General features: G+C 61.6%; 18 protein-coding genes. 2 read left to right on the top strand and 16 right to left on the bottom strand.

The annotated features are described in order from the left end of the window. Nucleotides 1–391 precede the first annotated feature (391 nt). From rpoH to ATO7_RS17030, 12 genes are all read right to left on the bottom strand, one after another. Nucleotides 392–1,264 (bottom strand): RNA polymerase sigma factor RpoH, encoded by an 873-nt coding sequence (rpoH, locus tag ATO7_RS10985; RefSeq protein WP_083561765.1) that lies wholly within the window; start codon nucleotides 1,262–1,264, stop codon nucleotides 392–394. A gap of 170 nt (nucleotides 1,265–1,434) precedes the next feature. Next, a complete protein-coding gene (gene ftsX / locus ATO7_RS10980; protein ID WP_083561764.1) occupies nucleotides 1,435–2,370 on the bottom strand; it encodes a permease-like cell division protein FtsX in 936 nt (311 codons plus the stop codon). After that, nucleotides 2,367–3,026 carry a cell division ATP-binding protein FtsE gene (locus tag ATO7_RS10975; protein WP_083561763.1) on the bottom strand — a complete coding sequence of 220 codons (660 nt, stop codon included), beginning with the start codon at nucleotides 3,024–3,026 and terminating at the stop codon, nucleotides 2,367–2,369. The genes ftsX and ATO7_RS10975 overlap by 4 nt, the downstream gene beginning before the upstream one ends. A gap of 2 nt (nucleotides 3,027–3,028) precedes the next feature. Continuing rightward, entirely contained in the window at nucleotides 3,029–3,973 is a 945-nt protein-coding gene (gene ftsY / locus ATO7_RS10970) for a signal recognition particle-docking protein FtsY (RefSeq protein ID WP_083561762.1), read from the bottom strand. Between the two features lie 46 nt (nucleotides 3,974–4,019). Beyond that, the gene (locus tag ATO7_RS10965; protein WP_083561761.1) at nucleotides 4,020–5,924 is read right to left on the bottom strand and encodes a DedA family protein; all 1,905 of its coding nucleotides are present in this window, start codon (nucleotides 5,922–5,924) and stop codon (nucleotides 4,020–4,022) included. After that, entirely contained in the window at nucleotides 5,921–7,219 is a 1,299-nt protein-coding gene (gene hemL / locus ATO7_RS10960) for a glutamate-1-semialdehyde 2,1-aminomutase (protein WP_083561760.1), read from the bottom strand. Before hemL ends, ATO7_RS10965 begins: the two co-directional genes overlap by 4 nt. An 11-nt stretch (nucleotides 7,220–7,230) precedes the next feature. Beyond that, on the bottom strand, nucleotides 7,231–7,878 hold the full coding sequence (gene thiE, locus ATO7_RS10955) for a thiamine phosphate synthase (RefSeq protein ID WP_083561759.1): 648 nt from the start codon (nucleotides 7,876–7,878) through the stop codon (nucleotides 7,231–7,233). Next, the gene (gene thiD / locus ATO7_RS10950; protein ID WP_083561758.1) at nucleotides 7,875–8,666 is read right to left on the bottom strand and encodes a bifunctional hydroxymethylpyrimidine kinase/phosphomethylpyrimidine kinase; all 792 of its coding nucleotides are present in this window, start codon (nucleotides 8,664–8,666) and stop codon (nucleotides 7,875–7,877) included. The genes thiE and thiD overlap by 4 nt, the downstream gene beginning before the upstream one ends. A gap of 304 nt (nucleotides 8,667–8,970) precedes the next feature. Then, nucleotides 8,971–9,609, bottom strand: a complete 639-nt coding sequence (locus ATO7_RS10945; protein WP_083561757.1) for a 1-acyl-sn-glycerol-3-phosphate acyltransferase — start codon at nucleotides 9,607–9,609, stop codon at nucleotides 8,971–8,973. Between the two features lie 54 nt (nucleotides 9,610–9,663). Next, on the bottom strand, nucleotides 9,664–12,993 hold the full coding sequence (locus ATO7_RS10940; protein WP_083561756.1) for a UvrD-helicase domain-containing protein: 3,330 nt from the start codon (nucleotides 12,991–12,993) through the stop codon (nucleotides 9,664–9,666). Next, nucleotides 12,990–15,599, bottom strand: a complete 2,610-nt coding sequence (locus tag ATO7_RS10935) for a PD-(D/E)XK nuclease family protein (protein ID WP_083561755.1) — start codon at nucleotides 15,597–15,599, stop codon at nucleotides 12,990–12,992. The genes ATO7_RS10940 and ATO7_RS10935 overlap by 4 nt, the downstream gene beginning before the upstream one ends. Before the next feature lie 102 nt (nucleotides 15,600–15,701). Continuing rightward, entirely contained in the window at nucleotides 15,702–16,754 is a 1,053-nt protein-coding gene (locus ATO7_RS17030) for an OmpA family protein (protein WP_083561754.1), read from the bottom strand. A gap of 238 nt (nucleotides 16,755–16,992) precedes the next feature. Here ATO7_RS17030 and ATO7_RS10925 point away from each other — a divergent pair, with 238 nt between their 5' ends. Next, nucleotides 16,993–17,655, top strand: coding sequence for a class I SAM-dependent methyltransferase (locus tag ATO7_RS10925; protein WP_083561753.1), 663 nt, complete (start codon nucleotides 16,993–16,995; stop codon nucleotides 17,653–17,655). A 10-nt stretch (nucleotides 17,656–17,665) separates the two neighbouring features. On the opposite strand, the gene ATO7_RS10920 is transcribed toward ATO7_RS10925, so the two are convergent. From ATO7_RS10920 to apaG, 4 genes are read right to left on the bottom strand one after another with little or no spacing between them, the layout of a single operon-like run. Then, complete coding sequence (locus ATO7_RS10920; protein WP_083561752.1) at nucleotides 17,666–19,663, bottom strand: M13 family metallopeptidase; 1,998 nt, start codon at nucleotides 19,661–19,663, stop codon at nucleotides 17,666–17,668. Between the two features lie 35 nt (nucleotides 19,664–19,698). Further along, nucleotides 19,699–21,075 (bottom strand): WS/DGAT/MGAT family O-acyltransferase, encoded by a 1,377-nt coding sequence (locus ATO7_RS10915; RefSeq protein ID WP_083561842.1) that lies wholly within the window; start codon nucleotides 21,073–21,075, stop codon nucleotides 19,699–19,701. 35 nt (nucleotides 21,076–21,110) lie between these two features. Further along, the gene (locus ATO7_RS10910; RefSeq protein WP_083561751.1) at nucleotides 21,111–21,353 is read right to left on the bottom strand and encodes a DUF1244 domain-containing protein; all 243 of its coding nucleotides are present in this window, start codon (nucleotides 21,351–21,353) and stop codon (nucleotides 21,111–21,113) included. Nucleotides 21,354–21,380: 27 nt separating this feature from the next. Then, a complete protein-coding gene (gene apaG, locus ATO7_RS10905) occupies nucleotides 21,381–21,791 on the bottom strand; it encodes a Co2+/Mg2+ efflux protein ApaG (protein WP_240499461.1) in 411 nt (136 codons plus the stop codon). Nucleotides 21,792–21,816: 25 nt separating this feature from the next. Here apaG and ATO7_RS10900 point away from each other — a divergent pair, with 25 nt between their 5' ends. Further along, complete coding sequence (locus ATO7_RS10900; RefSeq protein WP_083561750.1) at nucleotides 21,817–23,109, top strand: NADH:flavin oxidoreductase/NADH oxidase family protein; 1,293 nt, start codon at nucleotides 21,817–21,819, stop codon at nucleotides 23,107–23,109. The last annotated feature ends 7 nt before the right edge of the window (nucleotides 23,110–23,116 follow it).

The following is a 23,116-nucleotide window of genomic DNA, read 5'->3' as shown; positions in this document are numbered from 1 at the left end:
ATCGCCAGGCTTTAACACCGACCCCGGTCCTGTTTTCAGGTCCGGGGTTTTTTATGCCTGCGCCCGGCTCAGTGAAAGTCTCGGGATCGCAGCGTCAGCGAGCCCGGGAGATGGTTAGGCTTAAGGCCCGTTATACACGCTTGAGGTGTGACGTTGAGCGGGGAATCAGTGAACTCAGATCGCTAGGTGCTGAAGCGTCGCGAGGGCGCTGCTTGAGAGGCGGCCCGCTGAGAGGCCTGACTTATCTTGAGGCGCACGCGCTATGGGGCAGCGAGGCGCCTTTGAAGGCACATGCAGTCAGGCTTGGTGAAGCGTGGCCTGAAGTCAGGATTGCTGATCCAAAAGAGTGAAGCCAGCGTTCCGGGTGCATTGACCCGGGCTGGCTTCGATCTCAGGCTTCGATGGCTTTACGCAGTTTTTTCAGCGCGGCGGCCTCGATCTGCCGAATGCGTTCGGCAGATACCCCGTAAACATCGGCCAGTTCCTGAAGGCCGGTTTTCTGGCCATCCTCTTGCATCCAGCGTTGTTGCAGGATGTCGCGGCTACGCTCGTCCAGAGTATTGAGCGTGGATTGGATAATGCTGAACTGGCGGTCATGCCAGTCGGCTTCTTCCAGTTGCTCAGCAGGGTTGGCCTGATCGCTGGCCAGGTACTCTTCCGGCGCGTAGTAGCCGTCGTCATCGTCCGAGCTGCCGGTGCTGGAGAAGTCGATGTCCTGGCCGGATAAACGGCGTTCCATCTGCAGCACGGTTTCCGGCTTGACGTTCAGGTCCCGTGCGACCGCGTTGACTTCTTCCTGGTTCATCCAGCCCAGGCGTTTTTTCTTGCTGCGCAGATTGAAGAACAATTTACGCTGCGACTTGGTCGTGGCGACTTTGACGATACGCCAGTTCTTGAGGATGAACTCGTGAATCTCGGCCTTGATCCAGTGCACGGCGAAGGAAATCAGGCGCACGCCCACTTCCGGGTCAAACCGCTTGACCGCCTTCATGAGGCCGACATTGCCTTCCTGAATCAGGTCAGCCAGCGGCAAACCGTAGCCCATGTACCCGCGCGCAATGTGTACCACATGACGCAGGTTGGACATGATCAACTGCTGGGCCGCGCCCAGGTCTTCTTCGTCGCGCAATTTCTCTGCGAGCTGGCGTTCTTCGCCGGCTTCAAGCACAGGAATGCGATTGACCGATGCGATGTACGCATCGAGGCTGCCTGTCAGCGGGACAAGCTGCATAGTGTCTTGTTTCAAGGTCAGTGCATTCGACATTGACTATCTCCCTTGGTGGAGCCTTCCACACTCAGTTTAGCACTCACACCATATGAGTGCTAAGTCTGAAAGCTTAGAGATGCAGGGCCGGCATAAGTTCCCGCATAACCGCGACTTTGCCAATTTGCCAGAGGCTGTTTCAAAACCTTGCACAACATGGACTGTCAGGCTTACTCGGGCTCGATGTGGCGCAGGTTGCGCCACACGCTTTGCCAGGCACCAACCCAGCCCATCAGCGCGGCCAGACCAACCAGTTTTATCCCGTCACCCAGAGCCAGGCCCTGCAGATCCATGGCCCGCCCATAGCTTGCGGCTAGTGCGTCCAGATGCGGGGTCAGCGCGTTCAGTGTCAGGGCAACGCCGAGACAGGCAATCACACCACTGAGTAAGCCGTACAGGGTGCCGGAGTACAGGAAGGGACGTTGAATGAAACCATCCGGTGCGCCGATCAGTTTCATCACCACGATCTCTTCGCGTCGGCTTTCGATGTTCAGGCGAATCGTGTTCGCCACCACCAGGATGACTGTCAGCCCCAGCATCAAACCCATGATCTGGACCAGTCGGGTGCCAAATTCGAGCAGGGCGGACAGACGTTCCAGCCAGTCCGAGTCGGCCTGGGCCAGATCAATTTCGGTGCGCGCATGCTGCTTGGCCAGAAACGCATCCAGTTGCGCTGCGTCCGTGCCGGGCTTGGGCCACAGCACGATGACCGCTGGCAGCGGATTGTCTTCAAGCAGATCCAGCGCACGGCCGAAGCCGGAATAGTCACGAAATTCGGCCAGGGTTGCCTTGGGCGACAGGTACTCGCCGCGCTCGACAAGCGGGTCGCGTTTGAGTTCGGCCAGCAGCTGCTGCCCCTGCCGTTCATTGATGCGCTGGCTAAGGTACAGCGTCAGGCTGAACTGGCGCTGCCAGTCATGGCTGGCCAGCGTGGCGTTCTGGGTGAGCACCCACAAGGTGGTGGGCAGCGACAAGGCACACCCCATCATGAGGATGGTCAGCAGGCTGGACAGACCATTCACCCGCAGCCGCGCCAGGCTGTCTCTGGCGACGTGTGCATGGGCCTGCAGCCAGCCACTGAAACTCAGGGTTTGTCCGGTGTTCATGCGGAGGCCTCAAGCAGACCACGTGACAGCACGATGCGGCGTTTGTTGAGACGGGTGATCAGGTCGATGTCGTGGGTTGCGATCATCAGGCTGACCCCAAGTTCATTGAAGCGCCCGAACAGGCCCATGATGTCTTCGGACAGCTCGGGGTCCAGATTTCCGGTCGGCTCATCCGCCAGAATCAGACGCGGGCGCACCACCAGGGCGCGGGCGATACCGACACGTTGCTGTTCACCGCCGGACAGTTGCACCGGGGCCTTGCCTTCCATGCCCAGCAGACCGACGGTGTCGAGCGCCGCACGCACCCGGTTGCCCAGATCGCGCGGGCTGAAACCCTGAATCAGCAAGGGCAGGGCCACGTTATCGAACACGCTGCGATCGTGCAGCAGCTGCACGTTCTGAAAAATCAGGCCGATGTTCTGACGGTAGTAGGGGATGTGGCCGCGCGGCAGACGCCCGATGTCGGTGCCGTTGACGATGATGCGTCCCTGGCTGGGACGCTCGATCAGGGCGATCAGTTTCAGCAGGGTGCTTTTGCCCGCGCCGGAGTGCCCGGTCAGAAAAGCCATCTCGCCCTCGCCCAGACTCAGGTCGATGCTGTCCAACGCGACCTGACCGTCGGGGTACTGTTTGCTGACGCCCTGCAGTTCCAGCATGTTCAGTCGCCCGTGTCGCCGAGCAGCGCGCTGACGAATTCGTTGGCGTCAAACACACCCAGATCTTCGGCTTGTTCGCCCACACCGACGAAGCGGATGGGCAGAGCCAGGCGTTTGGCGATGGCGAAGATGGCGCCACCCTTGGCGGTACCGTCCAGCTTGGTCAGGGTGATGCCGGTCAGGCCGACGGCCTCATGGAATTCCAGAGCTTGTTTGAGCGCATTGTGACCGGCGGTGGCATCAACCACGATCATCAACTCATGCGGCGCGAACTGGTCGTGCTTCTGCATCACGCGCTTGATCTTGCGCAACTCCTCCATCAGCCCGCCCTGGGTGTGCAGGCGGCCGGCTGTGTCGGCGATCAGTACGTCGACGTTGCGGGCCTTGGCGGCACTGTATGCGTCGAAAATAACCGAAGCCGGATCGGCGTTTTGGCCTTGTCCGACGATGGGAATATCGACTTTCTCGGCCCAGGTTTCGAGTTGCGCCACGGCACCGGCACGGTAGGTGTCGCCAGCTGCAAACATGACCGACAAGCCCTGTTGTTTCAGGCGCGCGCCAATCTTGCCCATGGTCGTGGTCTTACCCACCCCGTTGACGCCCACCGCCATGATCACGAAGGGGCGAATGAATTCGGGAATCTCCAGAGGGATGCTGCTGGGCGAAAGCAGTTCAACCAGACTGGCATGCAGCGCCTTGCGCAGCTGATCCGGGCGCTTGATGCGGCCACTGTTGATCCCGCCACGGAGTTTCTCGCAGACCTCACTAGCAGCCTCGATGCCCAGATCCGCCTGGATCAGAAGGTCCTCGAAATCTTCGAGGGCGTCTTCGTCGATTTTTTCGCCCGGCAGCAGGTTGGCCAGATCGTAGGTCAGCCAGGAATCACCCCGGTTGATCTGCGCCCGCATGCGGCCAATAAAGCCGGTTGAAGTCCCTTGCGCGCTCATGCTTATGTTGTGGCGGAAAAGCGGGCAGTTTACGCACTGTGTGCGGCTATTTCAGCTTTTCGCCAGCGCGCGGTTGGAGTCGGTACAACGGAACCTGACGTTGCGTGGTGTGGACGCGCCACTCAGCAGCTAGATTTTGCGCCAGCCAGGCCGCCGCTTGAGGTTCCTGGTCGGTGACTGGCACGTGTAGTAAGCCGGCCCAGTGGCGCATCGAAAGCTGGCCCACTTGGCCGAGCCAGCGGTCCTCCCCATCTGGCCAAAGACGCACAATCAGCGTCTCACCGCTATCGAGTTGGCGGATGTAGCGCAGGGCAGGGCGCTGGCCTGCCAGCCATTGCGGCGCCGGCGGACGTGTGGCGGAATCGGGCAGCAGCCAATTGATATAAAGCTTTGCGGGTGTGGTGACTTCAGCGTTCCAGCCATTGGTGCTCAGGCTTTCTCGAATCTGCGGCAAAGGACCTTGCCACATCAGATTGATGCGGCTTGGCGAGCGCTCTGGGTCATCCCAGCTCAGATGCGGCGGCATGCCTGCGGGCGGACGTACCAGAATGACGCCAACAACCAACAGCAGGCTGGCCAGGGCTAATGTGGGGCTCAATGGTGGTGGTCGTGAGCCACGCAGGTGGCGACGGTAGCCCAGGGTTAGCAGGCTGGCCCAGGACAAACACATCAAAACGCTGAGCAGGGATTGACTGAAACTGATCTGTCCTAGCATCAGGCGCGCCAGAAGCATCAAGCCACAGATGAAGCCGACCGCGAGGTACAGGCTGATACGGACGCCGGAACCACGCCGTGTGGTGAGCAAGCCGGCCAGACTGAACCATACGCTCAGGCTTGCCGCCGTCAGCGTGGGTGGACTCAGCAAGGTATCTGGTCCGATCAGTTGCCCGGCGCTGCCGGGCAAGGCCAATCCGAGCAGGCCGCCGCCAAGCAAACCGGCAGACCAGTGCGCGGCAAGCCGGGCCTGTCGCTGGCTGGCGAACAGCAGCAGCATGCCAACGCCGACCAGCAAGGTGACTTGCTGGCTGGCGATGGCATTGAGATGGATGGCGAGAGGATGAACCGAACTGGTCAGCAGCGCGGCGAGTGTGTCATACGCCAGATCGTCAACCAGTGGCGGTGCGGGATGGGCCAGCCCGCCCCACCATACGGCGCCGCTTAGCCAGGTCAGGCTACCCAGTACGGCCAGGCTGATCAGCAGCACCGGGGTTTCCGGCTGTGCTGGATCGGCCAGCGCCGGCCCCAGGCGTTGCAGGCGACGGTGTTTGTGTGACCAGTCCATGGCCTGCAACAGCCACGGCTCGGCATGATTCTGGAACAGGCGCACCATGTGGGTCACCAGCCACCACACCAGCCAGATCAAGCCGAAGATGAGAGCGGCCAGTAGACCCAGACGAGTGGTCACCTCGGCGGCCAGACTGATCGTCGCGCCCACCAAAACACCGGGCAGAGCGTAAGCGGGTGCCCACAGCAGTGCGGCGATCAGGTCGATCGCCATGAAGTGACTGGGGCGCATGGCCGAGGCTCCGGCAATGGCCGGAACCAACGGGCGCAAAGGGCCGATCAAACGCCCCAGTACGATGCTCTTCCCGCCGTGTCGGGCGAAGAATTGCTCGCCCCGGGCGATCGCGCCGGGGGCGCGCAAGCGGGCGGCAATGGCCGGCAGATGATGGCGATAGCGCCAGCCCAGATAAAAGCTGAAGCAATCACCCAGCCAGGCGCCCAGGGCGGCAACCAGCATGACCGGGGTCAGCGGTATCTCGCCGGCGACGGCAATGGCGCCGGCCGAGAACATCAGCAGCGAGCCAGGGATCAGCATGCCGATCAGGAACAAGCCTTCCACAGCGGCCGCCAGCGCCAGGATCAGAGCGGCTTCGATCGGATGTGCCTGAATCCAGCCCAGGGCTGAGATCAGCCATGGCGGGCCCTCAAGCGCCGCCTCCAGGTTCATGCCGGGGATGACGCCTGAATTGCCATGAAGCTTTCGGCTGCTGCAGCCAGCGTGGCGTCGATGTCGGCGTCCGTGTGCGCCAGCGAGACAAAGCCGGCCTCGAAGGCCGATGGTGCCAGGTACACCCCGCGATCCAGCATGGCGTGAAAGAAACGCTGGTACAGCGCCACGTCGCCACGTTTGACCTCGTCCAGATTGGTCGGAGCCGAGACATGGCCGGGATACACCCCGAACATCCCGCCAACATTGACCGCCGGACAGTTCAGGCCGGTTTTTTCCGCCGCTGCAGCGATGCCTTCCACCAGACGTTGGGTGGTGGCGGCCAGTGCAGCATGCGGCTGATGTTCACGCAGATAGTGCAGGGTGGCCAGACCGGCTTGCATGGCCAGCGGATTGCCGGACAAGGTGCCGGCCTGATACACCGAACCCACCGGCGCCAGCGCGTTCATGTAATCGCGTTTGCCGCCCAGAGCGCCAACCGGCAGCCCGCCACCAATAATCTTGCCCAGCGTGGTCAGGTCCGGGGTGATCCCGAAGTGCGCCTGCGCGCCGCCCAGCGCGACCCGAAAACCGGTCATCACTTCATCAAAAATGAGCAGCGCACCGGAGTCATCGCAGACCTTGCGCAGGGTTTGCAAAAAGCCGGGCTGCGGCAGCACGCAGTTCATGTTGCCGGCAACCGGCTCGACGATGATCGCGGCGATGTCCTGACCGCGCTCGGCGAACAGGGCCTCGACAGCGGCGCTGTCGTTGTAATCCAGGGTCAGGGTGTGCTGGGCCAGGTCTGCGGGCACGCCCGGCGAACTGGGCACGCCCAGCGTCAGTGCGCCGGACCCGGCATTGACCAGCAGGCTGTCGGCATGGCCGTGATAACAACCAGCGAACTTGACGATGGCGTCGCGTCCGGTGATGCCGCGCGCCAGACGCAGTGCCGTCATGGTGGCTTCGGTGCCGGAGTTGACCATGCGCACGCTGTCCATGGCGGGCAACAGCTCGCACACCAGTTCAGCCATTTCGATCTCACCGGCCGTGGGCGCACCAAAACTGACGCCACGGGTCAGCTGATCCTGCAGTGCGGCGATAACGTTGGGGTGCTGGTGTCCCAGGATCATCGGCCCCCAGGAGCCGACGTAGTCGATGTAGCGCTGGCCATCTTCATCGGTGATCCAGGCACCCTGGGCCGAGCGGATAAAGCGCGGCGTACCGCCGACACCGGCAAAGGCGCGAACTGGCGAGTTGACGCCGCCAGGGATGTGTTCAGCGGCGCGGGCGAAGAGTTGGTCGGAGTGGCTCATAGGTTGGGCAATCAAGGCTGAAGTGAGCGCTGCGCGAAGGCAGCCGCTGCTATTGTCGCAAGTTTGCGCGTGGCTGCGTGCGGATCGGGCTGGCGCAGGATGCCGCCGCCCGCGCACAACAGGTCGGCGCCCGCTTGCAGCACGGCTTGCGCGTTTTCGGCCTGGATGCCGCCGATCGCACAGATGCGGGTGTTCAAGGTCTGTTGCGCCAAGGTCAGGGTGTGCAGCGCAGCCGGGGGCGCATCGGGTTTGGTTTGTGAGCCGAACAGACGACCGAAAGACACGTAGTTGGCACCGGCGTCGCGCATCGCGCGGGCGCGTTCCACATCGTCGTAGCAGGAACTGCCGATCAAGGCATCCGCACCCAGCGCCACGCGTGCCTGCGCCACGGCGGTATCGCTGGCACCGACATGGACCCCGTCGGCACCGATCTTTTGCGCCAGTGCCACGTCATCATTGACCAGCATGGGCACGCGGGCTTGGCGGCACCACTCGAGCAGGCAGCGGGCGTGGGCCTGTTGGCTTGCCGCGCCCTGTTGCTTGGCCCGGTACTGGACCAGCACCACGCCAGCGCTCAGACACGGCACCAGATGCTCGGCCCATTGGGCGAACGGCATGACTGACTCGTCGGCCAGCAAATACACACCGCGAAGCGTCATTGTGGCGCTCGGGGCAGGTGCACTCCGTCTTCAAACCGCCAGGCGTGTTGCAGCATGGGTTGGACTGCGGCCAGGCCGTGGCCCACCGCATCTTCAAGCGTAAGACCACACCCCAGAAAACCGGCGATTGCGCTGGCCAGCATGCAGCCGCTGCCGCGATAGCGCCCGGGCAATACAGGGCTCTCCCAGCGGCTCAGCTGGCCCTGTGCATACAGCTGATGGAGCGCTGTGGTTTGCCCGGTCTGCTGCGCGGCGTCGCTGCCGGTGATCAGCACCGCGCAGGGGGCATCGTGCGGATTCGTGGGGCCTAGCAGCGTTTCGGCTTCGGCACGATTGGGGGTGATCACTGTGCAATGGTCAAGCAGGGCCATCAGGTCTTGCGCAGCGGACAGGTGGCCGCCGCTGCTGCTGGTCAGGACCGGGTCCAACACCACCGGCACCTTGAGATCCGTGATCAGCTCGGTCAACCAGGCGATCTGCTCGGCATTGGCCACGGCGCCGATCTTGATCGCATGGATGGGTAGACTGTCGGCCAGGCCTTGCCACTGCTCGCGCAGCAGTGCGACCGGCTGGGCTGATGCGCTGCGCCAGCTGGCGCGACCCTGACTGGTGTTCAGCGTGACCAGCGCGCAGGCATGGCCGCCGAGCGCGTTCAGCATGCGCGCATCAGCGAGTATGCCGGCACCGCCGCTGGGGTCGAAGCCACCCACGCACAGGACGCAGCACTCACGCAGTGCGCTGCGCGAAAAATCTGCGGCCCATGTTGGTGCATTTACAGGCAAAACCACGGCGCGTCAGGCTTTGTTGTTATGCACAAAATTGGCTTTTGTCCAATCACGTAGAAAATCCTCTGTCAAGACCCAGTCCTGACCAGCCGCCTAATCGTAAGTGACTGTTTTTTCAGTAACAAGTCAAATTGGTTACGAATTGATCAGCAACGCAAAAATGGCCGTGGTTGTGTGCTTTTGTGTGCTCAGGTGGGCACTATTCACAGAGTTATCCACAGGCCCTGTGCATGACTGGGATTTCCTATTCATTTCCCGGCGTTTAGCTGCATAAGCTGAGAAATCACCTGCGTTGAAAACGAAGCCCTTAGCGTTGCTCCGATGGCTCGTTTTCGCGCTGCGGCAGGATGAAGTTCTGCGGATGGCGAGGCCGCACGTCACGAATGAAATGAGCCATCTGAGCGACATAGTCATCGAAGTCTTCGGACGCATCCATGCCCGGCCCGAAGCCCACCGTTTTGCGTGCGTAGTCCATGTAGCCGATCACGATCGGTACGCCGGCTTGCTGGGCAATGCGATGAAAACCGGTTTTCCAGCGCGCGGTGGGTTTGCGCGTGCCCTCAGGGGCGATGATCAAGGCCAGGCTGTCGCTGTCTCGGTAGGTTTGTGCAACGCTGCCGACGAAATCTTGGGCCTTGGCGCGATTGACCGAAACGCCACCGGCCCAGCGCAGCAGCTTGCCGGTGTACCCGCGAAACAGTGTGTGTTTGCCAACCCAGCGTAAATCCAGGCCGGCTGCGAGCATGGCCAGCAGCAGGATGACCCCATCCCAGTTGGATGTGTGCGGAATGGCAACCACCATCAGCTTGGGCTCATTGGGTGGTGATCCAACGATGCGCCAGCCGAGCAACCGCATCAGCACACGGCCGAATGCACGGGAGAACGCGTTACCGCGACGAGGAAAACGAGGGCCGAATTCGGCTTCAATGACAGGTTTGCCGGCCATGGGGCCTACCGGACGAATATGGGGCCGGGATGATCGCCGCTGCTCCGGGCCGGGTCAATCTGCCGGTGCCGTCAATGCGCTGATTTCGTCGTGCGTAAAGACCTGCTGCCAGCCGTGCTGGGTTCGTATCATCAGTGCATCGCAGGCGATGAAATAGAGCGCGCCAATGGCCCGGTTTTGAGGGCGTAGCGCGCCCATTAGCGCGACGTAGCGCGCGAGTTGCTGATCGTAATGCTGGCATTGCTCCTGTAGCCAGGCACTGACCTGTTGCGACGGTGCTGCGTTGGTTTTGTAATCCACCACCCAACAGCGTTGCTGATCATCTTCAAAGCAACGGTCAATGATGGCGCTGACCCATTCATCGCTCTGCCACCCGGCCAGGGCCAATTCGTCCCGGGCCCAACTGCGCGGTGCGAGTAACCAGCTGCCCCAGCCGTTCAGGGCACGCAAGGTCAGCTCAATGATGTGATCGCAGGCTTCGTCGAGGTAACTGTCGGGTAAGCCGCGGCGACTCAAACCCGCGCGCAGCGGGCCGCGCCAACGCTCGAGTTGCTCCGCGTCAGGCAACGTGGGCAACTGGGCGATGCGTTCCAGACACTCATGCACCAAGGTGCCGATCAGACTGGCACGCAAACGGGACCAATCCAGGCCTGCAGCCACACGATCGCGCTGCACGCTGGCGAGCCGGCTGGGGCTGGCGGTTTGGCTGAGCTGCCGGTGTGGCAACTGCCTTGGTTGTTGCGGCTGGCAACGCTCGGGCGGTAGTCGTGGGTGTATCACAGGGCGCCACAGCACTTCGCGCTCTTGCCGTTTACCTTTGAGCTCCAGCGTCTCACCACTGTCCGCGAGCAGGGCTGCGAAGTTGCGCTTGTCACCACGTTGGCTGGTATTCAGGGTGATATCCAGGCGCTCGCGCGCGCGCGTGCAGGCGACATAGAAAAGTCGCAGCGCCTCTGCGGCATCATCAGCTTGCGCCTGAGCATTGAGCAGCTTGTAAACCCGTGTGGCGGGGGTGTCCTGGCTCAGCGACTCGCGTGGTCGTGGTGCCAGTAACCAATCAGCCTCGCGTTGCTCATAACGCAGCAGCGGCGAGTCGGCGCGACGCAACCCGGCGTTGCATCCAAACAACACGACGTGATCGAACTCCAGGCCTTTGGAGCGATGAACGGTCATCAGCTCCACACGAGCCGGCGGAGCCTGGCTGAACAAACGTTGCACGGCAGCCTGAAAGGCGTGCTCATCCTCCAGGCTGCCATTCGGGCAGTGGCTGCGCAGCAGCGTTTCCAGGCGCAGCAGGTCCGCAGTTTCAGGTCCGGTAAGATCGTCGCGCATGCCCAGTTGGCGGTGCAGCCAGCTGGCGGCCAGCGGCAGGTTGTCTTTCAGACCAGGGCGTTGCTCCACGCTGTGCAGGCAGGTTTGCAAGCGTGCCAGGCGAGGTTCATCTGCGCGCCGTGCGCGCTGAGACCAGGACATTTGCGCAAACTCCGCGGCAAGCGAATCCAACGTGGCCCAGCTGAGGCCAATACCCGGACTGCGTAGCAAGCGGGCCCAGGCCAGGTCATCTGCAGGGTGGCGAAGGGCCTGAACACAGGCCAGGTAATCGCGTGCAACCGGGGTGTGCGCGAGAGGGTCGAGGTCCTGGCCACAGTAGGCTATTCCGCGCTCGGAGAGGGCCTGTATCAAGGGCTGAAAATGCGCCCGGCTGCGTGCCAACACGCCGATAGTGCGTGTGCTGTCTTGCGCAAGGCTGGCCGCGATGCATTGCGCGGCGCAATGCGCTTCTTCATCCGCAGTCTGGGTGGTCACCACCTCGACGCCGTCCCCGCCTGCACTGCGCTGGGCCATTGAACTGGCGAAGCTGACCGGGCTGCTTCGCTGCGTGAACAAGGCGTGCATATGGGTGTTGCACCATTGCACCAACGCCGGCCGGCTTCGGAAATTGCTGCTGAGCTGCAGTGCTGTCAGCTCAACCGGACCCAGCCGAGCCCGCTCGAATACCTGCTGAAACAGCTCAACACGGGCCTGCCGGAACAGATAAATCGATTGCTGCGGGTCGCCCACCAGGAACAGGCTGCGTCCATCGCCTGGGGCCCAATCAGAGACCAGCTGGATCAGCAGTTGATGTTGAGCATCGCTGGTGTCCTGCATTTCGTCGACCAGCAAATGCTGAATGCGTGCATGCTGACGTTCCGCGACACCGCTACGGGTGTCAGCCAAGGCATCCAAAGCCGCGATCGCCAGTTCGGCATAGTCAGCCTTTTGCCGATTGGCAAAGATCAGGCGCAACTCTCCACACAACTGGAGCAGAACGCGGTTAAGGGCGGCCGCTGTCTCGCTCAGCGCCTGCGGGTAACCATCCGGCAAGCTGGACAGATTGTGTAGGGCCGTGGCGGTGGTGTCGCCATAAGCGGCGAAGTTTTCGATCAGCTGTTTGGCCTGCGCGGTGGCTGGGTGGCCTTTGATAAAACCGCCTTTGACATTCATGCCACGCGGGCTGCGCCAGGTCCCGGTGGTGGTGAGCAGGGTCCGGCTCAGCCACTGCCAGTGGGCCAGGTGCGCCATGTCGGCGGCTGGCCAGGTATCCAGTTCCAGGGCCATTTCAAGACCCGCTGCGCCATCAGCAGCCAGGCTGCGCAGGGCTTCAACCCAGTCGTGCCGGCAGTGGGCGTCGGGGAGTCTGTCCATGACCTGTTTCAGCATGCTGTTCACATGCTGACGGATCAGGCGCTCGCCAACTTCGTGGTCCTGTCCGCGGGCGCTCAGGCAAGCGCGCAGCCATTGCTCGCGTGTTGCCAGCATGCTCGAAAGCCCATCAAGCAGTTTGTCCAGGCGGTTCTGGCCGAGCGCGAGCACCTGCTGCAGCGCCCTGCGCTCGTCATCATCTGTACCGGGCTGCTCCAGCCGGGCAAACAGACTGGCGATGGCTTCGCGGTAGAGGCCGCTGGCGTCTTCCAGTGGCTCGGGTACGCTACCCAGCCCACTGAGTACGGGCATGCTGGAGGCAAGCTCGCGGTTGAGGGCATCAATGGTGGTGGCATTGATGCGTGCGGGGTTGTCAATCAAGTGCCAGGACTGAGCCTGGTCGCGCGCCCGGACCTGACGCGCAAGCGCCCAGGTTTGGGCCGCAAAGGTGTCATCGGGTGGCGTGTCCTTGCGAGCAAGCTTGAGCGCCTCAATCAGACGATGTTGTATTTCAGCGGCCGCTTTACGCGTGAAGGTGATGGCCAGCACGTTTTCTGGCTGATCGACAACCGCTAAGGCGCTCAGCATGCGCTGAATTAAAAGTCCGGTTTTTCCTGAGCCTGCGGGTGCGCGCAGCACCACGCTGTGATCCAGGCGCAAGGCGTCCCGGCGCGTCTGGTCGTCGGGCGTCGGTGTCGTCATGCGTCGTCATCCTCATTCGCCTGGTCGATCAACGTCAGCAGATCGGCCACCGGGTAGCGACGGCGATAATCCTGATTGGCGTCGTATTCCACGCTGCCCGTGCAGAAAGCGCCGACCAGTTCCGACAGGCGCGTGCGCCAGTCTTGGAGAATGTCCTCCCAATCGACATGGAAGGTTTTAGTGTCGTCTTCGATCAGTTTGCGACGCCAGTTCAGGCTGGCGATGAAGGCCGGGTGGGTTTCATCAACCTGGGCGAAACAGATGCCGTCCACGTGCGGCACATCCAGTTCAACCAGCCGGTCGCTGGTGGCATACAGTGGCAATTGCGGCTCATAGAATTGATGGGTACGCCAAAAGCGCTCTTCCAGACCGTCGCCGGTCTTGTAGTCGATGACCAGATAGCGAGGGCCATGTGGCGTGAGGCAACGGTCGATGCGATCGATACGCATGCGGAATTCCAGTGGCCCGATGCGATCGTCCAGACTTGCCTCGCAGTACATCACCTCGAAGTCATCGCGGCGGCGTTTTTCGTGTGTGAGCCAATTGAAGCAGCAACGCAGCACGCGGTCCGATTCGGCGGCCTGAAGTTGGCGGCCGTAGCGTCCGAGCGGAACAAAGTCTGAGGCGCCTGCTGCCACGCGCGGGGTCAGGTCGGCCAGCAACGCGGTGTCATCCAGGGCGAGCAAGGCACTTTGGCAACGGTGTTGTTGCCAGAACGTTTGCAGCACATGGTGAATCCAGTTGCCTTGCGCCAGTGGAGACAATCCTTCCAGGGGGCGCTCCAGTGCGCGTAGCTTCAGACGATGGCGCGCAAAGGCAAAGAACCCGCCATGGGCCTGAGCCTGAACAATGGAGACGGCACCGGTTTGCGCCCGCTGACGCGTGCTCGACAGCGGTGGTGCAGGATCATTCTCCGGCCATTGAGCGGCTTTGCGTTCGACCCCCTGGCGGGGGCGCTCGGCTGTTGTCCAGCTGCCACTGATCAGCGGGCTTGGATGGCATTCGGCGCCTTGGCTGTTGCTTAAGGGGCACCAGATCTGCGCGTGTGGATGCTGTTTCAGCAAAGCTTGCCAGATGTCTCGGGCATGCTGCAGCTGGCCATTGGCACTGGCCATGGGCAGCCCGGCGCTGATCTGATCCTCGAGGCGGAGAAAAGGATCCGGGCGTGCCGGCGGTGGCCATGCGCGGGCATGCATATCAGCCATGTAAAGATGATCTGGTGCCTGGTCTAACGCGTCGCTGAGCTCGCACACCTGGATGGGGGCATCACGCGCACCTTCGGGTTGGTAGCGTTGACGCTGGCAGATCTGGGTTAACCAGGCGGTCGCCTCGTTCTGGCTGATGTCGCCCAGGCTGGCGTCGAGTCCGGCAAATTCCAGCAAGACCTGGTCGAATTCTTCGCGCAGCGGCCACTCTGCACCACTGGTGTGGTAGCCCACAGCCAGCCAGCAGCGCCGCCAGTGACTCAGCCAGTCGAGTGCGCGGGCCCGGCCCGGCGCAGCCTGCACCGCTTCGTACAATTGCTGCAGATGTTCACGCAAGTCGTCGGGGGCATCATCCGGGCATTGCCGCAACAGGTTGCCGATGTCATGGCGTGTGCCCTGGTTGCGCAGACGCACTTCCATCGTGGCGCAGTTGTCGCGCCACTGTCCGCGGAACAGCAACGGATGGAGCAGCATGTTGGAAAATGTCTGGAAGCGGTTATCGCGCGATTTCAGCTCAAGAATCTTCAGTGCCAGATCGACGGCTGGGTGCTGCGCCAGCGAAGGGCTGCGCTGAAAGCCCCACAGTGGTGTGTTGCCGCTGCAGTCGTCACTCAGCATCTCAGTGGCAAATATTTGCTGCCACGCACTGCTGATCCGCTGTTGCAGCGTATCGTCCAGTCGCGGAACAGCGACCAGCAATGTCTGCTGTGGATTATCACCCAGGCGTTGCAGCAGGCGCTGGCCCAGCGACAGCCACATGGCTTCATCATCCGCGCTGGTCATGCATTGCAGCGCCGGTGGGGCGGAGGTTTGCGGTGCCGTTGTTTGGATGGTGCAGCCGCGCTCGCGTAAGGCGTGCAGCACATGGCCCTGGTAGGGCAGTGGAACGCCAGGGAGTGGCCGCCAATCCAGTTGCGGTGGTGCATCGATCGTGGCGTTGTTCAGTCCATCGATGAAGGCCTGAGGTAGCTGACGCAGACTGATGGCGCTGCGCGCTTTGAGCTGCGCCTCAACGTACAGAAAAGCCGCACGGAACAGTTTCTGTTCGGCTGTCCAGAGCGGCCCCTGGGTTGGGTCTATGCTCCATCGTGAGGCGAGCAGTGCGGTTTGCATGAACTGGCGAGCCAGTGTTCGCTGACCGATCAATGGCGCCTCTTGCGTTGAATCTGCACGCAGGCTGACATCAACGGCATCGTGCCAAAGGCACAGCTCCTGGCTGGCTGAGAGCAGTTGTTCAGCGGGCCAGCTGGCGAGCCAGCGCTGTCTTAGATATTGATCCAGGCTCAGAATCTGTGGAGCGAGCCACACTGTGGCGCCGTGATCGCGGGCACGCAGATTGTGGCTGCGGCGCAGGGCGCGGGCCTGAGTTTCGCTGGCGGTGAGAGTCAAATCACTGGGCATGGGGTTAGCTTAGCAACGCCGCCTGCTCAAAATCTGAGCCTGTACTTCGGGCATAAAAAAACCCCGGCAATGCCGGGGTTTTTTGTGTGTCAGAACGACGCTTTAGTTTTTGATGCGCAGTTCCACGCGACGGTTGCGCTCGCGGCCGTCCTTGGTGTCGTTGCTGTCAACCGGCTCGGACTCGCCATAACCCATAGCGGTCATGCGGTCTGCGGCGATACCTTTACCCACCAGGTACTCAACCACAGCTTCGGCACGACGCTGGGAGAGCTGCTGGTTGTAGGCGTCAGCGCCCACGCTGTCGGTGTGACCGGCCACTTCCACCAGCATTTCCGGGTAACGGTTCAGCACTTCAGCGACTTCGTCGAGAATGGTGACCGCGTCCGGACGCAGGCGGTTGGAATCGGTTTCGAAGGTCACGCCGTTCAAGGCAACCACGTCACCCAGCGGGCAGCCGTCGCCATCAACACGGGTGCCGGCTGGCGTGTTGGGGCACTGGTCTTTGCCGTCAACAATGCCGTCGCCGTCTGCATCGCCCAGGCCTTCGCCTGCAACTTCAACAACTTTGACCTTCTCAACGATCTTCTCGATGGTCTTCGGCTCGCCGTACAGCGGGATTTCCAGACCCAGGCCGGCGCGGTAGTCGTCGTAGCCATCCTGGAAGTTGTCGTAGATGTAACGCACTTCAGCACGTAGCTTGAGGTCGTACTTGTTCAGCGGGCCGGTGACCAGACCGAGGCCGGCGTTGCCGTACCAGTCGTAGTCGTCTTCGCTATCCGGGAACACGTCGTTGTAGGTGCCACCCGCGCCGACCAGAACGAACGGGGTGAAACCCTTGCGATCGCCAAAGGCATAGAACAGGTCCAGACCCAGGCCCGGACGGTAGTAGTCGGTGCCGTTGCCGGAACCGGTTTCGATGACGTCACCGAACAGCGTGGCTTCGAAGCCCAGGCCGCTGGCGCGCTGCTGACCGATAATGAACTGAACACCCATCGCATCATCGATGTTGCCCAGGGCACTGCGGTCCTCGTCGATCTGGGAATAGGTGCCCAGAATGGTGATGTATGTGGCTCGGTCCTCGCTGTCCTGTGCGAAGGCTTGACCGCCTACCGCCAGTGCAAGAGCCGTTCCGGCAATCAGTCCTTGTTTACCCATGTTGAAGCTCCCGGTTAAGAATTTGGTGAATTGCTTTGAAAAACATGAATCTGGGCATCGAGGAATCTTATCCGCTGTCGTGCCCCTTCCGCGCTCGGAATATAGGAGCTATTGAGTACAGATTTCAACACGCCAAGATGGTCCAGTGACTTCCCCACGGCCTTATTCTACGCGGAATTTGGCTCATCTGGGTACGACGGTCTTAAACTTGCACAGACACTTTGCCGTGGTGTGACCTATGACCAATCGCAGTTTTTCCCTGTCCCAGGGACTCTATGACTATTTGCTGTCGGTGAGTTTGCGCGACCACGAGGTCTTGCGCGATTTACGCGCTGAAACGGCCAGCAATCCGATGGCCCGGATGCAGATTGCTCCGGAGCAGGGCCAGCTGATGGCCTTGCTGGTTCGGGTTGGTGGTTTCCGGCGCTGCATCGAGGTCGGCGTGTTTACCGGCTACAGCAGTTTGAGTGTGGCGCAGGCCCTGCCCGACGACGGTTATCTGCTGGCCTGTGATATTCGTCAGGACTGGACCGATATCGCGCGGCGTTACTGGCAGCGCGCCGGCGTGGACCACAAGATTGATCTGCAGATCGCGCCAGCGCTTGAGACGCTGACGCAAAGGCTGGATGCCGGTGAGGCCGAGACCTACGATTTCGCTTTCATCGATGCCGACAAGCGCGGCTACATCGACTACTACGAAGCCTGCCTGCAGCTACTACGTCCTGGCGGATTGATTGCCGTGGACAACACCTTGTGGTCTGGGCGGGTGATCGACCCGCAGGATCAGGAAAACGGCACCAAGGCTATCCGCGCGTTCAATCTGCATGTTGCTGCAGACAAACGCATCGAACTCAGCCTGGTGCCGATTGCCGACGGGCTGACGCTGTGCCGCAAGCGCTAGCCCGTTTTAGCTACCAGATCTGAACCCGCTTGTCCGGCGGCAGGTACATGGCGTCGCCAGGTTTGACCTCGAAGGCCTGGTAGAACTCGGGCACATTGGAGACAATGCCATTGCAGCGGTACTCGCCCGGCGAGTGCGGGTCGGTTTTGAGGCGGTTGATCAGCGCATCCTCGCGATACAGGCGACGCCAGATCTGGGCCCAGCCAATGAGCAGCCGCTGGTCGCCACTGTAACCATCCAGCACCGGTGCAGGCTTGCCTTTGAGCGACAAATGATAGGCCTTGGCCGCAATCGACAGGCCGCCCAGATCACCGATGTTCTCGCCGATGGTCAGCTCGCCGTTGACGGTGTAGCCCGGCAGTGGTGAATAGGCGTTGTACTGGGTGATCAGCTGATGCGTGCGGGCCTCGAAGTTGTTGCGGTCTTCGTCGGTCCACCAGTTACGCAGGCGCCCCTGGCCATCGAATCGACTGCCCTGATCGTCGAAGCCGTGGCCAATTTCGTGACCGATCACCGCGCCAATGCCGCCGTAATTGACCGCATCGTCCGCCTCCAGATTAAAGAACGGCGGCTGCAAAATGGCGGCGGGAAAAACGATCTCGTTGGCCACCGGGTTGTAGTAGGCGTTGACCGTCTGCGGGGTCATAAACCATTCGGTTGGATCGACCGGCTTGCCCAGCTTGTTGACGTAGTACTGGTTGGTGAACAGATTGGCGCGGATCACGTTGCCGACCAGATCGTCGGCCTCGATGGTTAGTGCGGAATAGTCGCGCCAGCGATCCGGATAACCAATTTTCGGGGTGAAGCTGTCGAGCTTGTCGAGCGCCTGCTGGCGGGTGTCTTCACCCATCCACTCAAGCTGGTTGATGCTCTGACGATAAGCCTCGATCAGGTTGTCGACCATCTCACCCATGCGCACTTTGGCGCGGGCCGGGAAGTGCTTCTCGACGTAGATTTTGCCCAGGGCTTCCCCGAGTTTGTCTTCGACCAGATCGACCCCGCGTTTCCAGCGCGGCTTGTTGCTGTCGATGCCCAGTATGGTGCGGCCGTGCAGCTGGAAGTGGGCGGCAACAAAGTCTTCGCTAAGAAATGGCGCGTAGGCATCAATCAGGCGCAGACGAAAGTACTCGCGCCAGGTTTCCAGGCTGGCGCTGTCGATCAGTGAGCCCAGCGCCTCAAAGTAGCTGGGCTGCTGGATGACCACGGTTTCCAGGTCTTTGACCCCGAAGGTGGCCAGCCATGCCGCCAGATCAAAGCCCGGTGTGTTGCTGTTGATGGTTTCAACATCGCGCCGGTTGTAGGTTTTCTGCGCGTCGCGGTTTTCCACTTTGGTCCAGTGCTTTTCGGCGACGCGGGTTTCCAACGCAAGGATGGCGCGGGCATGCTTGCGGGCCTCAATCGTGCCGGCCAGGCCGAGCACACGTGTGATGTAGTCCTCGTAGGCTTTGCGCACCGATTTGAACTTGTCACTGTCCGAGAGGTAGTACTCACGGTCTGGCAAGCCCAGCCCCCCCTGAACCAGATAAGCGGTGTTGAAGCCGGGGTTTTTGGCGTCGGCGTAGACGCCGGTTTCGATCAGGCTGGCCGCACCGATCCATTCCAACGTGCCCATCAGCGTGGGAATCTGCTCGCGGCTGCTCAGTTTTTCGATTTCGAACAGATAAGCTTGCAGGGGCCCAAGGCCCGCGTCCTGAACAGCAGCTTCGTCCATGAAGCTGGCATACAGGTCACCGACCTGCTGGGCTTCTCCTGCGCCGCCATGCGCAGCGGCTTCGCGGATAATTTCAAGCAACTGTTTTTCGGTGCGGTCGCTCAGCTCGCTGAAACTGCTGTAGTTGGATTTGTCTGCCGGAATCGTTGTGGTCTTGAGCCACTGGCCGTTCACGTGACGGTAGAAATCGTCCTGCGGACGCACGCTGTGATCGAAATTGTCCAGCACGATGCCGGACTCTGCGGCCGCCGCTGCCATCGGCAGCAGCAAGGCGATGCACAAGGATTTAAGGTGCATGGGCGAGGGTCTCGGTAGGTCTACAAATAGCCTCGTTAGAGGCCGGCGATCTGGGCGAGTTCATCCAGCGCTTCTTCGAGATAATCGAGCAGACGCTGGGCGCTGGGCAGAGATTTGCGGCAGGCGGTGATGCCGAACTCCATCGAATCCGCGTATGACACCATGGTGATGTTGAGCGCCTGGCCATCAAGCATCAGCGATGCCGGATACAGGCCGGTCATGCGGCAACCATTCCAGTACAGGGTTTCGCGCGGGCCTGGCACGTTGGAAATGGTGATGTTGTACATCGGCCGTCGATCACCCTTGATACCCACCAGTTGCCCCAGCACCATGGGGCTGGTCAGTGCTAGCGCGTAGTTGATGATCTGCTCGCGGCTGAGTTGTGACAGGCGAGCCTTGCCACGACGCATGGAATCCTGGATGCGGGTGAAGCGGTCGGCCGGGTCACCCAGGTTGGTGGCCAGGTTGCAGAGCAGAAAACCGATGGCGTTGCCGGTGCTCTCCTCGCCCTTGGGGCGCACAGAAACCGGCACGATGGAAATCAGCGGCTTGTCCGGCAGGGCGTGCTGGCTGATCAGGTAGGTGCGCAGTGCGCTGGCGCACATGGCCATGACCACGTCGTTGAGCGTGCCGTCCAGCGCTTTGGCCACGGCTTTGATGCGGGCCAGCGGGAACGACTGCGCGGAGAAGCGGCGCGAGCCGGTAATAGCCTGATTGAGTATCGACGGCGGCGCCTGATAGGGCACGACTTCGGATTCGTGAATCTTGGCCTGCTTGTATTGATCGCGCAGGGCTTTGACCACGCCGGTGATGCCGCGTGCGCGTGAGCCGGCATGCTGAATACTGGCATCCAGTGCATCGCGCGTGCTGAATTCGCGGCTGATGCGCAGATCCTTGCGGCTGCGGGCCCAGGGCGGCGGCAGGTCGCGGATGCTGGGGTCGTTGGTGAACGAGTTCATGGCCAGGTTCATGGCCGCCACGCCGTCCACGACCGAATGGTGAATCTTGGTGTAAATGGCGAAACGGTTGCCTTCCAGCCCTTCGATCAGATGCGACTCCCACAGTGGGCGATGTCGGTCGAGCAGGGTGCTGTGCAGCCGCGAGACCAGGATCAGCAGCTCACGTACGCGCCCTGGATTGGGTAGCGCGGAGTGGCGGAAGTGGTAGTCCAGGTCGAACTGGGCGTCTTCAATCCATTGAAAGCTGCCGGTGCGGCTGTACGGATTGCGCAGGCGCTGATTGAACGGTTTCTTGACCAGCGTGCCCGCACGAAACTCTTCGGCGATCCCGTTGAGAAAATCCGCCGGTGCATCGGCCGGGTATTCGAACAGCTGCAAGCCGCCAACGTGCATCGGCCGCTCGCGGTTTTCCAGCATCAGCCAGGCCGCATCTGTGAGCGGTAGTTTTTTCATCATCTCCCCCTGATGTGATGGTCTGTGGTGGCCGTTTATTTCTGGTAGTTGGCCTTCCACGCGTCATATGGCATGCCGTAAATGTGCGCTCTTGCGCTGTCCTTGTCGATCTCGACACCACGCTGCGCGGCCTCTTCGGCATACCAGCGTGATAGACAGTTGCGGCAGAAACCGGCCAGATTCATGAGGTCGATGTTCTGCACATCCTTGCGTTCATCCAGGTGCTTGAGCAGGCGGCGAAAGGCGGCTGCTTCAATGGCGTCTTGTTGTGTGTTCATGGTGTCACTCCAGAGTAGGGGCCGGCGCTAGTGCAGGCTGCCCGGCAAGACCAGCCGGAACACCCCAATGGCGGCATCGAAACGCTCGCCGTCGCTGCGCTGCATGGTGTAGTGGCCTTCCATGGTGCCCACCGGGGTGTCCAGCGGGCAGCCCGAGCTGTAGCGAAAACTTTCCTGCGGATGGATCACCGGTTGCAGGCCGACCACACCTTCGCCGTTGACCAGTTCGACCTCGCCACGGCCGTTGGTGATGCGCCAGTGGCGGTCGAGCAACTGCACCGTATGCTCGCCTTCATTGTGGATTTCAATGTGGTAGGCGAACAGGTAGCGCTGGCTGTCAGGGTCGGACTGCTGCGGCAAATATTCCGGTGCGACCACAATCCGGATGCCTTGGGTGTGTGTATCAGACATCCGCAAATTGTCGCAGAATTGGCTCATCACACGAATCCCCAAGGAGTCACCCATGAGCATTCTGGCCACCCCTTTGACCTTGCCCTGCGGGCTGAGCGTAGCCAACCGCATCGTCAAGGCCGCCATGACCGAGGGGCTGGCCGATGCGCAGCAGCATGCAACACCCGAGCTGCAACGGCTGTATGGCTGGTGGGCGCAAAGTGGCGCCGCCGTGCTGCTCAGCGGCAACGTGCAGATTGATCACCGTGTGCTGGAGCGGCCGGGCAACGTGGTGCTGGAGGACGAATCAGGCCTGGATCAGCTCAAGGCCTGGGCCGATGGCGTCAATGCACAGGGCAGCCAGCTGTGGATGCAGATTTCGCATGCCGGTCGCCAGTCGTTCCGCTATGTGACCAACGAACCAATGGGGCCGTCGGCGGTGCCGGTGCAGATGATGGGCCAGATCGCGACCCCGCGGGCGCTGGAAGAACACGAGATTCTGGACTTCATCCAGCGCTGGGCGCGCGCTGCGCGCTGGGCGGAACAGGCCGGCTTCAAAGGTGCCCAGGTGCATGCTGCACACGGCTACCTGCTGAGTTCGTTCCTGTCGCCGCTGGCCAATCGACGCAGCGACCGCTGGGGTGGCAGCATCGAAAATCGTGCGCGCTTCCTGATTGAAACCGTGCGCGCCATACGCAAGACCGTGAGCAGCGGTTTTGCATTGTCGGTCAAGCTCAATTCGGCCGATTTTCAGCGCGGTGGTTTCGGCCCCGAAGACAGCCAGGCGGTGATCGCCATGCTCAACGACGAGGGCATTGATCTGCTGGAGATTTCCGGTGGCAACTATGAGCAACCGCGGCTGCTCGGGGTGACCACGCACAAGAATGTGGATCAGGCACAGCTGGAGCGGACCAGCCAGCGCGAAGCGTATTTTCTGCGCTATGCCGAGGAGGTGCGTGAGCTGGCCCAGATGCCGCTGATGGTGACTGGCGGCTTTCGCACACGGGCCACGATGGAGCAGGCCATCGAATCCGGGGTGTGTCAGATGATCGGGCTGGGGCGGCCGTTTTGCGTGGCCAATGACTTCGTCAAACCCTTGCTCGATGGCAGCCTGGATCAGCTGCCGGCGCCCGAGCAGCAGCTCATGCAGCGGCAGGGTTTCTTCAGCCCGTTCAGCCCGCTAAAAGCCATCCAGATGACCTATGTGATGGGGGCTCAGGGCTATTACTATCGGCAGCTGATTCGCATCGGTCAGGGTTTGCCGGTGGAAACGCGCATCCGTCTTCTGGCCAACCTGATGTGGCACTACCGCAATGAGCTGCGCACCGCGGCCGCGGTCAAGCGCGCCCGCAAAGCCAAGGCTTAGTGCCCAA

The organism is Oceanococcus atlanticus (assembly GCF_002088235.1).
In the GTDB taxonomy this organism is placed as follows: domain Bacteria; phylum Pseudomonadota; class Gammaproteobacteria; order Nevskiales; family Oceanococcaceae; genus Oceanococcus; species Oceanococcus atlanticus.
This window is presented reverse-complemented; position numbering and strand designations above follow the sequence as displayed.